Below are 13,914 nucleotides of genomic sequence, written 5' to 3'. Positions count from 1 at the left end.
TCCATAGTGTACCGTCCCTCTCCGCCAAATCCGGCCTTGACACGCCAAAAAACTTGATTAGACGCAACATTTACTTATCGCAAAGCTGGCACTGTCATAGCGCGCCGGGCGCGGAAACCGGCGCTGTCCGATGTGCGTTAACGCCACACTCGCGTTACAAAAATACAACAGGACAAGCACCTCTCCATGCTTTCCACCAATATTTTCAGTCATATTTGACCAATTCGATCTGTGCTGTCGCGCCGAGGAATTAAGGTTGATTCATCGAAACGCGGCACTCAGCGCCTTTCAATCTGCTCGGCTCTCTGACGAAACCAACTTTAAATAGGGAAAAAGACATGAAAAAATCACTCGTTGCCCTCGCCCTTTTTGGCGCGTTTGCCGCCACCGCACATGCGCAGTCGTCGGTTCAAATCTACGGCACCATCGATGCTGGCGTCGCCAAGGCAACCGGCTCGAGCGCGGCTGTCACCAAGCGCGACAACAACAAGCTGGGCTTCAAGGGTACGGAAGACCTGGGCAGCGGCCTGAAAGCCATTTTCCAACTGGAAATTCGCTACGAATCCGATACCGGCACCATTGAAAACACCTCGGGCGCCAACTCGCGTCCGCTGTTCCAAGGTCAGAGCCGCGTCGGCCTGCAAGGCGACTTCGGTACCGTGCGCTTGGGCCGTGGCCTGACCGCATTCCAGGAATCGAGCACCGCGTTCGATCCATGGTCGGGCATGCCAACTCCAGCCGGTTTCCAGACCGACCTGACTGTGGCCGGCTACACCAGCGATCCGCTGAGCGCCCCAGGCAACTCGCGCAACCGCTTCTCGAACGCCGTGTTCTTCAACTCGCCAGTGATCGCCGGCTTCCAGTTCAACGCCACCGTTGCCGCCAAAGAAGCCAACAACAACGCTGCCGTCGCTGCGACCGTGCGTAACCTGACCACCAACGCCAGCGGCAACTTTGCCCTGCCAGCGAACGTGGCGCCAGCGTCGAACCCGTACTCGATGTCGGTCACCTATAACTACGCCCAGTTCGGCGCGATGGCCGCTTACGAGCGCAACGCCGTGCAAGCGAAGCTGTGGTCGGTCGGCGCCTCGTTCAATGTTGCGCCGGAACTGCGACTGATGGCGTCGTACCAGCATCAGGACGACGGCAACTTCAAGATCGTCAATACCGATACCAAAGCCTGGGTACTGGGCATGAACTATGACGTCGGTCCAGGCAAGATCCGCGCCGGTTACGGCCAGAAAACGCCGGACGGCGTGGCCAAGACCAAGCAGGCATCGCTGGGCTATGACTACAACCTGTCGAAACGCACCTATCTGTACGCAGATATTTCGAACAAGAAAGTGGCCAGCGCGACCAACTACAACAACACCACCTCGAACAACTACGTGGGCGTTGGCGTACACCACAATTTCTAATGTCCTGAGCCGCCGCGCATGAGGGCGGCAGGCACGTGGAATAGGTAGCGGCATGGGCAACCATGCCGCTTTTTTTACGCCTGCGTGCTTTTAGGCAGGAATCCGCTTTTGTGCGCCACAGTCTCGGTTAGAATGAAGCGTTCCTCTTTCTACCGACTGAAACCATCAATGAGCGCTACACTCGATTCAAGCACCGTCGCCCAGTATCTGAGCGAGCATCCGAACTTTTTCGAAGAACACACCAGCCTGCTCGGCGAGGTCAAACTGAGCAGTCCGCTGACGGGGCGCACCATTTCACTGCAAGAACGCCAGATGGAAGTGATGCGCGACAAGTACAAGGCGCTGGAACTGCGCATGTCCAACCTCAGCCGCATTGCCCAGGAAAACGGCGCGATTGCCAACAAATTCCACGGCTGGAACCAGGCCATGCTGCAAGTGCGCGATATCGCCACCATGCCACGCGTGCTGGTCGATGCGCTGAAGAAAAACTTCGACGTGCCTTACGCCAGCCTGCGTCTGTGGCAACTGGCGCCCGAGTATGCCGACGCCTGGCACGGCCAGGACGTCACGGCCGACGTGCGCATGTTTGCCAATGGCCTGCAAACGCCGTATTGCGGCAGCAACCACGACTTTGAAGCCGTGCACTGGCTGCAGGCCGACAAGATCGCCTCGACCGTCATGATCGCGCTGCGCGCCCCCGGTGCCGGCACCTTTGGCCTGCTGGTGCTCGGTTCGCCCGACAGCGAACGCTTTACCACCGAGATGGGGACCGACTTCCTGGTGCATATTGGCAATACCGCCAGCGCCGCACTGGACGCCTTGCGCGCAGCAAGCTGACACGGCCATGACGACAGCGCGCAGCAACAGCGCATGGCTCGACGCCTATCTGCTGCAATTACGCGTGCAGCGCAAGCTGTCGCCCCATACCGTGGACGCCTACCGGCGCGACCTGCATGAACTGCTGGCGTTCAGTGGCGAGACGCCATGGCAGGCGCTGCCCCACAGCGAAGTGCGCCGCCATGCATTCAAGCTGCATGCCAGCGGCCTGACGCCGCGCACGATTGCCCGCAAGCTGTCGTCCTGGCGCGGCTTTTTCAACTGGCTCAGCAGTGAGACCAGCCTCGACGCCAACCCGGTCGACGGCGTACGCGCCCCCAAACGTGCAAAAAGCCTGCCCAAGGCGCTGTCGGTCGACGACGCCGTGCATCTGGTTGCGCCTGGCCAGCACCAGCAGGGTGGGCAGGAACTGGAACAGCTATGCGACCGCGCCATGTTCGAGCTGCTCTATTCAAGCGGCCTGCGCGTGTCCGAACTGACCAGTCTCGATACCCATTTCTGCAAGGCCGACGCCAGCGGCGATGCCTCGCTGGGCTGGCTAGACCTGGCCAACTTTGAAGTCGTGGTGACCGGCAAGGGCAACAAGATGCGCAAGGTGCCGGTCGGCAAAGGCGCACTGGTGGCGCTCTCCGCCTGGCTGGCCGTGCGTCCGCCGGCGCGCGACGGCAGTGCGGCGCTGTTCCTTAGTACGCGCGGCACGCGCATTTCGCCGCGCGTATTGCAGCTGCGCCTGAAAAAACATGCGCTGGCAACCGGCATCCCGGCCAACGTGCATCCGCACGTGCTGCGTCATTCGTTTGCCTCGCACCTGCTGCAGTCGTCAGGCGACCTGCGCGCCGTACAGGAAATGCTGGGACACGCCAGCATCACCTCGACCCAGGTCTATACAGCGCTTGATTTCCAGCACCTGTCGGCGGTATACGACAAGGCGCATCCACGCGCGCGCAGCAAATAGTTCCGCTGCGTTTCTGATGCATATCAAGCGATTCAGGCACATTTGCAAGCTTTTAAAAAATTCCGGCATAATCGTCTGGATTCGCCCGATAACGCGGCGGCACACCCGATACACAGCATAGGCAATCTCCATGGCACTGATCCCCACCACCATCCTGACCGGTTTCCTGGGCGCCGGCAAAACCACTTTGCTCAACCGCATCTTGCAGGAAGAGCATGGCCTGCGCATTGCCGTGATTGAAAACGAATTTGGCCAGGAAAATATCGATAACGAGATACTGGTGCAGGACAGCAACGAACAAATTATCGAAATGAACAACGGCTGCATCTGCTGCACCGTGCGCGGCGACCTGATCGTGGGCCTGACGGCGCTGGCGCAAAAGCGCGCAGCCGGGCTGATCAACTTTGACCGCGTGGTAATTGAAACCACCGGCCTGGCCAATCCGGGACCGGTGGCGCAGACCTTCTTTGTGGACGAGGAAGTCGGTAGCCAGTATATGCTGGACGCCATCGTGACCGTGGTCGATGCGCGCCACGCCATGACGCAACTGGACGACTACGAGGAAGCCCAGCGTCAGGTGGGCTTTGCCGACAAGCTGCTGCTATCGAAAACCGATCTGGTCAGCGAACAAGACGTGGCGGCACTGACGCGCCGACTGAAACGCATCAACCCGCGCGCGCCGATCGCCAAGGTCGACTTTGGCCGTGCGCCGATTGCCGACGTGCTCGATATCCGCGGCTTCAACCTGAACGAAAAGCTGGAGCTGGACCCGGACTTCCTGGCCACCGAAAGCGCGCATGTCCATGATCATGACAAGGCGCACGACAAGGCGCACAAGCATGAGCACGAGCACGCTCATGAGCACGAGCACAGCGACGCGTGCGCCACCGACTGCGGTCACCACGACCATCATCACGCCCACCACAGCGATGATATCGCCGCCTTTGTGTTCAAGAGCACGCGTCCGTTTGACAGCGCCAAACTCGACGAGTTCCTCGGCGGCCTGGTGCAGGTGTACGGTCCACGCATGCTGCGCTACAAGGGCGTGCTGCTGATGCAGGGCGCCGAGCGCAAGGTGGTGTTTCAGGGCGTGCACCAGCTGATGGGCAGCGACCTGGGCGCCAAATGGGGCGAGGATGAAGTGCGTGGCAGCAAAATGGTGTTTATTGGCAAAAATCTACCAAAAGACATCTTTGTTGGCGGACTTGAACAGTGTTTGGTATAAACTAGCCGGGTTTTGCGATTTACACGTTGCAAACAGGAAAGGGAAAGTTGAACATTTTCCCGCTCTGCCGAGGCCGTTGTAGCACTGTGGTGCGATTCGCTCCACAACTGAGGCCTCTGATCACCTGGGCAACAAATCGGGATGGCAATATACCGTAAAGCGTGCCAAAATCAGCGACGAAAGGCTCTTGTCGTGAGCCTGTCATGAAATACAGGCAAACTGCCACGGCCCATGCCTGGCAGAAACCGATGCACCCAACACGCCGGTCGACGCCGCTAGCGCGAGACTGGCAAAAAGCGGTAAGAAGTTGTCAATGGCAATGGCCGTACGGCGATCCAGACCGTCGGCCAAGCAAGGTCGCAAGCAGTACCCCGGACAGCAATGCCCAGCTGAACCTGTACAGTTGATCGGCCATGGCCAAGGCCAGAACCGCAGCAACTGATCAATTTGAAAACTCTGTCGTATCGAAGGTAAGCGAAGTCATGACTAAAACTAATAAATCGACCCCGGCCGCCGCCCAGGAAATCCCGCTCATCAGCGAAGAACAAATTCGCGCCATGAGCGAAGATGACTACATGAATCCGGCACAAATGGCTTTCTTCAAGGCCCGGTTGCAGCAACTTGAAAAAGAGCTGTTGAAAAACGCGGACGAGACCACCGAACACCTGCGCGAGACCGTGCTGGTGCCTGATCCGGCCGACCGCGCCACCATTGAAGAAGAGCACGCGCTCGAACTGCGCACGCGCGACCGCGAGCGCAAGCTGCTGAAAAAAGTGCAGCAATCGATCGCCAGCATCGACGCCGGCGACTACGGCTGGTGCGAAGAAACGGGTGAGCCGATCGGCATTCCACGCCTGATCGCCCGTCCGACGGCCACGCTGTCGCTGGAAGCGCAGCAACGGCGCGAACTGAAACAAAAGCTGTACGGCGACTGATCTGCCAGCAGCAACATAAAAAGCATGCTGCTACGGTGGCATGCTTTTTTTTTGCCTGGCGGCCTGCCCTGCCAGCGCTTGCAATTGCCTGAAGCATCCCCACCTCAAGCCCATTACGGCGCCATTGCGCGCTTTTGCTCGATCATCTTGAGGTCAATATGGAACAATTTCACGGCACTACCATTCTGTGCGTCCGCCGCGGCAAGCAGGTGGCGCTTGGCGGCGACGGCCAGGTCACACTAGGCAATATCGTCATGAAAGGCACGGCCCGCAAGGTGCGCAAGCTGTACCAGGGCAAGGTCCTGGTCGGCTTTGCCGGCGGCACCGCCGATGCCTTTACCCTGCTCGACCGCTTTGAAGGCAAGCTGGAAAAACACCAGGGCAACCTGCTGCGCGCTTCGGTCGAACTGGCCAAGGACTGGCGCACCGACCGCGTGCTGCGCCGCCTGGAAGCGATGCTGCTGGTGGCCGATAGCGAATCGACGCTGGTCATTACCGGAAACGGCGACGTGCTCGAGCCGGAAGACGGCATCGGCGCCATCGGTTCGGGCGGCACCTACGCCCAGTCGGCCGCCAAGGCGCTGCAGGAAAACACCGACCTGTCGCCGGCCGAAGTGGTCAAGAAGTCGCTGACCATCGCCGGCGAACTGTGTATCTACACAAATATGTCGCACATCATTGAAACGCTGGACTAGGAACGGACAAGCACATGATCATGAACATGACCCCACTGGAAATCGTCGCCGAGCTCGACAAACATGTGGTCGGCCAGGGCAAGGCCAAGCGCGCTGTCGCCATTGCGCTGCGCAACCGCTGGCGTCGCCAGCAGGTGGCCGAGCCGCTGCGCCATGAAATCACGCCCAAGAATATCCTGATGATCGGTCCGACCGGCGTCGGCAAGACCGAGATTGCGCGCCGCCTGGCCAAGCTGGCCGACGCTCCCTTTATCAAGATCGAAGCGACCAAATTTACCGAAGTGGGCTATGTCGGGCGCGATGTCGACACGATTATTCGCGACCTGATCGATATCGGCGTCAAGCAGACCCGTTCGAGCGAAATGAAAAAGGTGCGCGCGCGCGCCGAAGATGCGGCCGAAGACCGCGTGATCGATATCCTGGTGCCGCCGGCGCGCGACTTCGGCTTTACGCCGAACAACGCCGCAGCCGTGGACAACAGCGGCGACAGCACGCGCCAGACCTTCCGCAAGCGTCTGCGCCAGGGCGAACTTGACGACAAGGAAATCGAGATCGAAGTCGCTGAAGCGAGCCCGCAGATGGAAATCATGGCGCCGCCGGGCATGGAAGAGATGACCGAGCAGATCAAGTCGATGTTCTCGGGCGTGGGCGGCGCGCGCAAAAAGGCGCGCAAGGTCAAGATCAAGGAAGCGTTGAAGCTGCTGGTCGAGGAAGAAGCGGCCAAGCTGGTCAACGAAGATGAGCTGAAACAGAAGGCGATCCAGAACGTCGAACAGAACGGCATCGTGTTTTTGGATGAGATCGACAAGATCGCCTCGCGCTCGGAGTCCGGCGGCGCCGACGTCTCGCGCGCCGGTGTGCAGCGCGACCTGCTGCCGCTGGTCGAAGGCACCACCGTCAATACCAAGTACGGCATGATCCGCACCGACCATATCCTGTTTATTGCTTCGGGTGCGTTCCACCTGTCCAAGCCGTCGGATCTGATTCCCGAGCTGCAGGGCCGTTTTCCGATCCGGGTCGAGCTTGAGTCGCTGTCGATTGCCGACTTCGAACGCATCCTGACCAGCACCGACGCTTGCCTGACGATGCAGTACGAAGCGCTGCTGGCAACCGAAAACCTGAAGCTGGAATTTGCCCCCGAAGGCATTACGCGCCTGGCTGAAATCGCCTATTCGGTCAATGAGCGTACCGAGAACATCGGCGCGCGCCGCCTGCATACGGTCATGGAAAAGCTGCTGGAAGAGGTGTCGTTTACGGCCAGCGAAGGCAGCAGTACCGAAGAGAACAAGCTCGTGATCGATGCCGCGTATGTCAATGCCCGCCTGGAAGCGCTGTCGGTCAACGAAGACCTGTCGCGCTATGTGCTGTAGTTATCTGTTGTAACTGCGTGCTGTAATTGTTGGCCGCCTGCGGACGCCCATGACGGGTGTCCGCGATCAGGCCTGCTGCACAGTTTCCGCCTCTTTTCCCCAAAGTACCATCTGCTTGTGCAAAGTACCGTAAAAGAATACATTTGGTAGCGTAAAATGCGCCCAAACTTGCATAAGAGGATATCATGAGCTCTCCCGAACTGGTCTTGCGCGTATTGCGTGCCGAGCTGCGCGCTGCCGGCATTACCTACAAAGTGCTGGCCGAACGCATCGACATGAGCGAATCGAGCGTCAAGCGCATGTTCGGCCAGCACGACATGTCGCTGTCGCGCCTGGCGCTGATCTGCAAGGCGGCCGGTATCGCCATGGAAGACGTGCTGCGCGGCGCAGCCGATATCACGCCGCATGCCGACACGCTCACGCTGGTACAGGAAAAGTCGCTGGTGGCCCATCCGCGCTTGCTGCTGGTGGCCATCTGCTGTCTCGGCCACTGGACGCTGGAACAGGTGGTGGAAACCTATGCGCTGACGCAAGCCGAATGCATCGGCTACCTGGCCGAACTGGACCGCCTGGGCCTGATCGAATTGAAACCGCTGAACCGCTACAGCCTGCGCGTGTCAAACGCCTTTCACTGGCTGGCCGACGGCCCGGTACAGCAGTATTTCCGCGAGCATGTGGTGGCCGATTATTTCAGCGGCCACTTCGACGGCCTAGGTGAAACGCTGATGTGCATCCCGGCGCGCCTGTGCATGCCCAGTGCGCAGGAGATGGTGCAGAAAATCCGCCAGTTGGCCGAAGAACTGGCGCGGCTGCACCAGAACGACCGCCGCCGGCCGGCCGAGGAACGCGACGGCTTTACCCTGCTGCTGGGCTTTCGCTCATGGGAGTTTGCCGCCTTTACGGCGTTGCGCCGCAGCGCGCCGGGCGCCGCAGCCTAGCTCTACCAGACCGGCCCCAGGAACAGGTACAGCGTATTGTCGCCACCTTTTGAGGCGCCGGCCGCGCCATACACGGGACCGAAGCGCGTATCGACCGCAATAAAGGCGCTGCCGGCCTGAGTGAATTTGCTCGGTTTCCAGCGCACGTTCTGGTCGAAGCCGCCGCCCATCTCCAGCGAAAAGCCGGCCCGTACCGCGCCGCCCAGCGGGCTTGGCAAGGAGCCGATGCGGCGCGCCATCACCAGCCGCGCCAGCGCCACGCTGCGTCCCGATACCGATTCGAATTCGGTGCCGGACAGGCGCAGGAAGCCACCCAGGTTGAGCGGCGCTTCGCCACGCTGGGCACGCGCCCATTCGCCATAGACATGGCCGGCCCAGTTGCCGCGGCCAAAGGCCTTCATGCCGGTCACGGCAGAGCGCCCCAGCGTCGTATCGCTGGCGCCGTTCAGCGAGCGTGACCAGGTGGCGTCAAACAGTACGCCACGCGTGGGAAACGCGGTGCCGTCGAGCGTATCGACACGGAACTCCACGAACTGGCTGGTACCAAGTGCGCGCTCTTCGGGAACGGCCGGATCTGCTGGAATGGCGATCTTCGCCTTGACCTCGCTGCGCGTTACGCCAACCTGCAAGTCGCCCCAGTAGCCAAACTGGCGTCCCAGCACCAGGGAGGCGCCCTTGCCGCGATAAGCCATGCGCGCACTGCGCCGCCCCTGGTCGAACAGATCCATCGCCGACGACGTGTATTGCAGCTCCGGCGCGATATACCATGGGTTGCCGGCGCCCAGCGGCTGCCAGTACTGCACGCCGAAATTGCGCGTGGTGCCGATCTGCGCCACGCTGCGCACTTCGCCGCCCCAGCTGTTGAGGTTGGAGGCCACATGCAGCAGCTTCAGCGCAAAGGTATTGCTGTCCCTGAAGTCGCTGCCCAGTTCCAGGCCCACGCGCAGGCGGTTGCTGGCCCACGGTGCTTCGATAGCCTTGAGGGTAACAGCGCGCTGCTCGCCGGCGTCGACCACTTCCGCTTCCACCCGCGCGATATCGCCGCGTCCGTACAGCCGGGCGGTGGCCTTGTTGACGTCTTCCTGCGTCACGGTCTGGCCCTTTACCAGCCCCGACTGCGCCTGCAGCGTACGCGGGTTGATATCGCCTTCGCTTTCCACCGCCAGGTGCGTCAGCGGCAGCGCCACGTCGAGCAACGCCGGTGCGGCCAGGCGCAGCTGTTCGCGCGCAGCGTATTGTTCCGGCGGCAGCGCCAGCGGCGCCAGGCGCGCTGCCAGCGCCTGCGTGGCCAGTTCGCCAGCGCGCATGGCGCGCGCATAGTTGCCGAAATCGAGGAAGCTGACGCCATTGAGGTCCGGCGCCACCAGGATATCCTGCGGGCGCAGCTCCTTGAGCGAACGTTGCACATTCTGTTCGGTGAGGATCTGCAGCATCTGCTGCGCCACGCCAATGGCGCTGCCCAGTTCCTTTTCCGGCGCCAGAGGCGTGCCCACGTTGACGGCAATGACGATATCGGCGCCCATGGCGCGCGCCATGTCGACTGGCAGGTTGCGTACCAGGCCGCCATCGACCACCAGCCGGTTGTTCACCCGCACCGGTGAAAACACGCCCGGCACGGCCAGCGAGGCGCGCATCGACAGGAACAACGGCGTATCGACCAGTTCCACCAGTTCACCGCTGACCAGGTCGGACGCGACCGACCGGAACGGCAGCGGCAAGGCGTTGGCGGGCCGGTCACGCATGCCGGCCGGCAGCAGCCGGTTCAACGCCATTTCCAGCGCCGCGTTGCCGGCGGCGGCCGGCGGCGTGGAAATGCCATTGCCGCTGACGCCAAACTCGATACGCGAGGACAGCAGCAGGTCTTCTTCGCGGCGGCGAAAGCTCAGCTCATCGCGCGGCGGACGGTCCGCCACCACGCGCTCCCAGTTGGTCTCGCGCGTCATCTTTTCCAGCTCGGCCACCGAAGCGCCAGCCGCGTAGGCGCCGCCCACCACGCCGCCCATGCTGGTGCCCACCACCATGTCGACCGGCACATGCAGCTCCTGCAGCACCTTCAGTACACCGATATGGGCAAAACCGCGCGCACCGCCGCCGGACAGCACCAGCGCAATGCGGGGACGGGCGGTGGCAGCGCTGTCAGGCGCAGGCGCCTCGGTTGGCGCTGGCGCGCCGAGCACTGTCAGCGGCAGGCAGCACAGTGCGGCCACGCAGGCAGCCAGCACAGCACGAATCGGGTACATGGAATACTCCTGGCGCAGTGTCGCCACTGCGCATGCAAGATGGGATGGAAATGCGGATCAGCGGGTGACTGGCGCCGGCATGGCAGTCACCGCTGCGGCTGGCGCGGTCGTGACAGGCGCCTGCTGGTTCTCTATCGGCATCGGCGGCGGCACCAGCGAAGGCGCAGGAGCCGGAGCCGGAACCACCACCGGCATGGCCGCCGGCAGCGCCAGCGCCTTGTCGTCGGCGACCAGTTCGATGCGCTTGGTCACGCCGCCTTCCTGCAGCAGCACAAAGCGCGGCTGCACTTCGCGCACCGTCACGCCAGGCGCCACTTCGGCGCCGGCCGGCAAGGCCACCGACGGCTTGCCATCGGTCGAGATAATGGCCACGCTGCCGCGGCCGTTGGCAGCGGCCACCACGCCCTTCAACTGGTAATTGCTGGCGGCGGCGGCCACGCTGACCTGGCCGCCGAACAGCGCAGCGCCGGCCTCCACGCTGGCGTCCTGCACGACCGGCACCGGCGGCGGATTGATCGGCCTTTGCGGCGCCTTGAACAGCTGCATGGCCCAGTAGGCCAGCGAGACGGACAGCGCCACGACGGCGACCAGGCTTGTAAATTGCGGCAAACGCTTCATGGTTTCTTTCAATTCTAGATTAACGCACCAGCTGGTTGATCTCGATAATCGGCATCAGCACGGCCAGCACGATCAGCAGCACCACCACGCCCATCGCCAGGATCAGCACCGGCTCGAGCAGGCCGGCAATGGTCAGCGTGCGCCGCTCCAGGTCCTGCTCCTGGGCGCTGGCAGCGCGTTCGAGCATGGCCGGCAGCTCGCCGGTGATTTCACCGGCGCGTATCATGTGGATCAACATCGGCGGGAAATGCTTTTGCGCCGACAGCGCGCGCGCCAGGCTGACACCCTCGCGCACGGCGCCACTGGCCTCCTGCACCAGCTCCTGCATGGCGACATTGGTCAACGTATCGCGGCTGGTGTCGAGTGCGCGCAGGATCGGCACGCCCGAGCCGGTGGTAATGGCCAGCGTGCTGGCAAAGCGCGAGGTATTGAGGCTGCGTTCGAACTTGCCGTACAAGGGCGCCGTCAGCAGCCAGGTATGCCAGCGCCGTTTCAGGGCCGGCTGCTGCAGTGCGCGCCGCCAGGCCACCCACGCGCCTACCAGCGCCACGCCGACGATCATGCCGTAGTTGCGCACGAAGTCCGACAACGCCAGCATCATCACCGTCAGTACCGGCAGCTTCTGCTTGGTATTGGCAAACACCGACACGATCTGCGGCACCACGTAAGTCAGCAGGAAGATCACGATGGAAAACGCCACCAGCGTCACGATGGCCGGGTAGGTAAAGGCCAGCTTGACCTTCTGCACCAGCGCATTGCGCCGCTCGATATAGTCGGCCAGGCGCGACAGCACGCGCGACAGGTGGCCGATCTGCTCGCCCGAGGCCACCAGCGCGCGGTAAATCTCGGCAAAGTCGCGCGGATGGCGCGACAGCACGTCGGAAAACGCCGCGCCGCCAATGACTTCGGAGCGGATCGAGGCAATCAGGTCGCGCAAGTATGGCCGCTCGGCCTGTTCCAACAGCGCGGAAAAAGCCTGTTCCAGCGGCAGCCCCGCTTCGAGCAGGCTGGCTAGCTGGCGCGTAAACAAGGCCAGCTCGGTGGTTGACAGGCGCTCGCCAAAGCCGCGCCGGCGCGTCACGCCGGCAGCATCGACCTGGGCGGCGATCAGGTCGACCGCCAGCGGCACCAGGCCTTGCACGCGCAGCTCGGCACGCGCCGCGCGCGCACTGTCGGCATTGAGCACGCCCTTGCGGGTGGCGCCGACGGCATCGACAGCTTCATAACGGAATGCGGGCATGGGTAACCTTAGTCTTTCGTCACGCGCAGCAGCTCGGCCTGCGTGGTGGTGCCGTCGCGCAGCCAGCGTTCGCCGTCTTCGCGCATGCCGGTCATGCCATCCTGCAGCGCGGCAGCGCGCACTTCGGCTTCGGACGCCCGGTTATGGATCTGCGCGCGAATCTGCTCGGTGGTGCGCAGCAGTTCATACACGCCGACGCGGCCCTGGTAGCCGGTATGGCCGCACTGCTCGCAGCCGACCGCCTGCCAGTAGCCGCTTTGCGCGTCAAACGTCTTGCACGCGCCGCACAGCTTGCGCACCAGCCGCTGCGCCAGGACGCCCAACAGCGACGACGACAGCAGGAACGGTTCGATCCCCATGTCGAGCAGCCGCGTCACGGCCGCCGAAGCGTCGTTGGTATGCAGCGTGGCCAGCACCAGGTGACCGGTCAGCGAGGCCTGCACCGCGATCTGCGCCGTTTCCAGGTCGCGGATCTCGCCGATCATGATCACGTCCGGGTCCTGGCGCAGGATCGCGCGCAGGGCCTTGGCAAAGGTCATGTCGATGCGCGAGTTGACCTGGGTCTGGCCAACGCCGGCCAGGTCATATTCGATCGGGTCTTCCACCGTCAGGATATTGGTGGTGGTGGCGTTGAGCATCGACAGCGCCGCATACAGCGTGGTGGTCTTGCCCGAACCGGTCGGCCCGGTGACCAGCACGATGCCGTGCGGCTGCGTCAGCAGGCCGTCGAACTCACCGAGCATATTGCCGCTCATGCCCAGGTGCTGCAGGTCGAGGCGGCCGGCTTCCTTGTCGAGCAGACGCAGTACGGCGCGCTCGCCATGGCCGGTCGGCAGCGTCGAGACGCGTACATCGACCGGCTTGCCACCGACGCGCAGGGTGATGCGGCCATCTTGCGGCAGGCGTTTTTCGGCAATATCGAGCTGCGCCATGATCTTGATACGCGAGATCAGCGAGCCGTGGATGGCTTTTCTCGGCCGCACCACATCGCGCAGGCTGCCGTCGATGCGAAAGCGCACCACCGAAGTCTGCTCGAACGGCTCGATATGGATATCGGAAGCGCCTTCGCGCAGCGCCTGCGTCAGCAGCGCATTGATCATGCGGATCACCGGCGCATCGTCCGACGATTCAAGCAGGTCCTCGATGGCCGGCACATCCTGCAACAGCTTGGTCAGGTCGAGGTCAGCGTCGAATTCATCGGCCATCTGCGACGCATCGCCGCCACCGCCAGCGTAGGCGCCGGCAATGGCCGCGTCGAGGTCTTCGCGCGGCAGCACCTTCAGCTGAATCTGGCCGAAACGGCGCGACACTTCGGCAATCGCCGCTGGCGCGGTCGACACGGCCACCAGCACTTCGACGGCGGCGCTGTCCTGCGCGCCGGCGCGCGCCAGGATGGCAAAGTCGCGCGCATAAGCGTAAGGTAAAAGATTACTCATGACGGCC

At 62.6% G+C, this 13,914-nt stretch carries 12 protein-coding genes; 8 read left to right on the top strand and 4 right to left on the bottom strand.

Going from position 1 to position 13,914, the window contains the following annotated elements:
• Window positions 1–338 precede the first annotated feature (338 nt).
• From GCM43_RS20675 to GCM43_RS20640, 8 genes are all read left to right on the top strand, one after another.
• The gene (locus tag GCM43_RS20675; RefSeq protein ID WP_152247773.1) at window positions 339–1,418 is read left to right on the top strand and encodes a porin; all 1,080 of its coding nucleotides are present in this window, start codon (window positions 339–341) and stop codon (window positions 1,416–1,418) included.
• A gap of 168 nt (window positions 1,419–1,586) precedes the next feature.
• The gene (locus GCM43_RS20670; protein WP_152247772.1) at window positions 1,587–2,255 is read left to right on the top strand and encodes a DUF484 family protein; all 669 of its coding nucleotides are present in this window, start codon (window positions 1,587–1,589) and stop codon (window positions 2,253–2,255) included.
• A 7-nt stretch (window positions 2,256–2,262) separates the two neighbouring features.
• Window positions 2,263–3,210 carry a tyrosine recombinase XerC gene (locus GCM43_RS20665; protein ID WP_152247771.1) on the top strand — a complete coding sequence of 316 codons (948 nt, stop codon included), beginning with the start codon at window positions 2,263–2,265 and terminating at the stop codon, window positions 3,208–3,210.
• Between the two features lie 130 nt (window positions 3,211–3,340).
• The gene (locus GCM43_RS20660; protein ID WP_152247770.1) at window positions 3,341–4,435 is read left to right on the top strand and encodes a CobW family GTP-binding protein; all 1,095 of its coding nucleotides are present in this window, start codon (window positions 3,341–3,343) and stop codon (window positions 4,433–4,435) included.
• 482 nt (window positions 4,436–4,917) lie between these two features.
• Window positions 4,918–5,370, top strand: coding sequence for an RNA polymerase-binding protein DksA (dksA, locus tag GCM43_RS20655; RefSeq protein WP_152247769.1), 453 nt, complete (start codon window positions 4,918–4,920; stop codon window positions 5,368–5,370).
• Window positions 5,371–5,528: 158 nt separating this feature from the next.
• On the top strand, window positions 5,529–6,065 hold the full coding sequence (gene hslV, locus GCM43_RS20650) for an ATP-dependent protease subunit HslV (RefSeq protein ID WP_065310218.1): 537 nt from the start codon (window positions 5,529–5,531) through the stop codon (window positions 6,063–6,065).
• A 20-nt stretch (window positions 6,066–6,085) separates the two neighbouring features.
• On the top strand, window positions 6,086–7,435 hold the full coding sequence (hslU, locus tag GCM43_RS20645) for an ATP-dependent protease ATPase subunit HslU (protein ID WP_152247768.1): 1,350 nt from the start codon (window positions 6,086–6,088) through the stop codon (window positions 7,433–7,435).
• Between the two features lie 185 nt (window positions 7,436–7,620).
• Window positions 7,621–8,373, top strand: coding sequence for a helix-turn-helix domain-containing protein (locus GCM43_RS20640; RefSeq protein ID WP_152247767.1), 753 nt, complete (start codon window positions 7,621–7,623; stop codon window positions 8,371–8,373).
• Window positions 8,374–8,375: 2 nt separating this feature from the next.
• On the opposite strand, the gene GCM43_RS20635 is transcribed toward GCM43_RS20640, so the two are convergent.
• The 4 genes from GCM43_RS20635 to gspE are packed head-to-tail and all read right to left on the bottom strand — an operon-like array spanning window position 8,376 to window position 13,907.
• Window positions 8,376–10,613 carry a patatin-like phospholipase family protein gene (locus tag GCM43_RS20635; protein ID WP_152247766.1) on the bottom strand — a complete coding sequence of 746 codons (2,238 nt, stop codon included), beginning with the start codon at window positions 10,611–10,613 and terminating at the stop codon, window positions 8,376–8,378.
• A 57-nt stretch (window positions 10,614–10,670) separates the two neighbouring features.
• A complete protein-coding gene (locus GCM43_RS20630) occupies window positions 10,671–11,231 on the bottom strand; it encodes a type II secretion system protein N (protein WP_152247765.1) in 561 nt (186 codons plus the stop codon).
• Between the two features lie 19 nt (window positions 11,232–11,250).
• Window positions 11,251–12,471 (bottom strand): type II secretion system inner membrane protein GspF, encoded by a 1,221-nt coding sequence (gene gspF / locus GCM43_RS20625; RefSeq protein WP_152247764.1) that lies wholly within the window; start codon window positions 12,469–12,471, stop codon window positions 11,251–11,253.
• Between the two features lie 8 nt (window positions 12,472–12,479).
• Window positions 12,480–13,907, bottom strand: coding sequence for a type II secretion system ATPase GspE (gspE, locus tag GCM43_RS20620; protein WP_152247763.1), 1,428 nt, complete (start codon window positions 13,905–13,907; stop codon window positions 12,480–12,482).
• Window positions 13,908–13,914: the final 7 nt, after the last annotated feature.

Source organism: Janthinobacterium aquaticum, assembly GCF_009208565.1.
In the GTDB taxonomy this organism is placed as follows: Bacteria; Pseudomonadota; Gammaproteobacteria; order Burkholderiales; family Burkholderiaceae_D; genus Janthinobacterium.
This window is presented reverse-complemented; position numbering and strand designations above follow the sequence as displayed.

Coding starts and splice junctions, on each gene's coding strand:
- GCM43_RS20675 (WP_152247773.1), top strand. CDS start 339: ATGAAAAAATCACTCGTTGCCCTCGCCCTTTTTGGCGCGTTTGCCGCC.
- GCM43_RS20670 (WP_152247772.1), top strand. CDS start 1,587: ATGAGCGCTACACTCGATTCAAGCACCGTCGCCCAGTATCTGAGCGAG.
- GCM43_RS20665 (WP_152247771.1), top strand. CDS start 2,263: ATGACGACAGCGCGCAGCAACAGCGCATGGCTCGACGCCTATCTGCTG.
- GCM43_RS20660 (WP_152247770.1), top strand. CDS start 3,341: ATGGCACTGATCCCCACCACCATCCTGACCGGTTTCCTGGGCGCCGGC.
- dksA (WP_152247769.1), top strand. CDS start 4,918: ATGACTAAAACTAATAAATCGACCCCGGCCGCCGCCCAGGAAATCCCG.
- hslV (WP_065310218.1), top strand. CDS start 5,529: ATGGAACAATTTCACGGCACTACCATTCTGTGCGTCCGCCGCGGCAAG.
- hslU (WP_152247768.1), top strand. CDS start 6,086: ATGAACATGACCCCACTGGAAATCGTCGCCGAGCTCGACAAACATGTG.
- GCM43_RS20640 (WP_152247767.1), top strand. CDS start 7,621: ATGAGCTCTCCCGAACTGGTCTTGCGCGTATTGCGTGCCGAGCTGCGC.
- GCM43_RS20635 (WP_152247766.1), bottom strand. CDS start 10,613: ATGTACCCGATTCGTGCTGTGCTGGCTGCCTGCGTGGCCGCACTGTGC.
- GCM43_RS20630 (WP_152247765.1), bottom strand. CDS start 11,231: ATGAAGCGTTTGCCGCAATTTACAAGCCTGGTCGCCGTCGTGGCGCTG.
- gspF (WP_152247764.1), bottom strand. CDS start 12,471: ATGCCCGCATTCCGTTATGAAGCTGTCGATGCCGTCGGCGCCACCCGC.
- gspE (WP_152247763.1), bottom strand. CDS start 13,907: ATGAGTAATCTTTTACCTTACGCTTATGCGCGCGACTTTGCCATCCTG.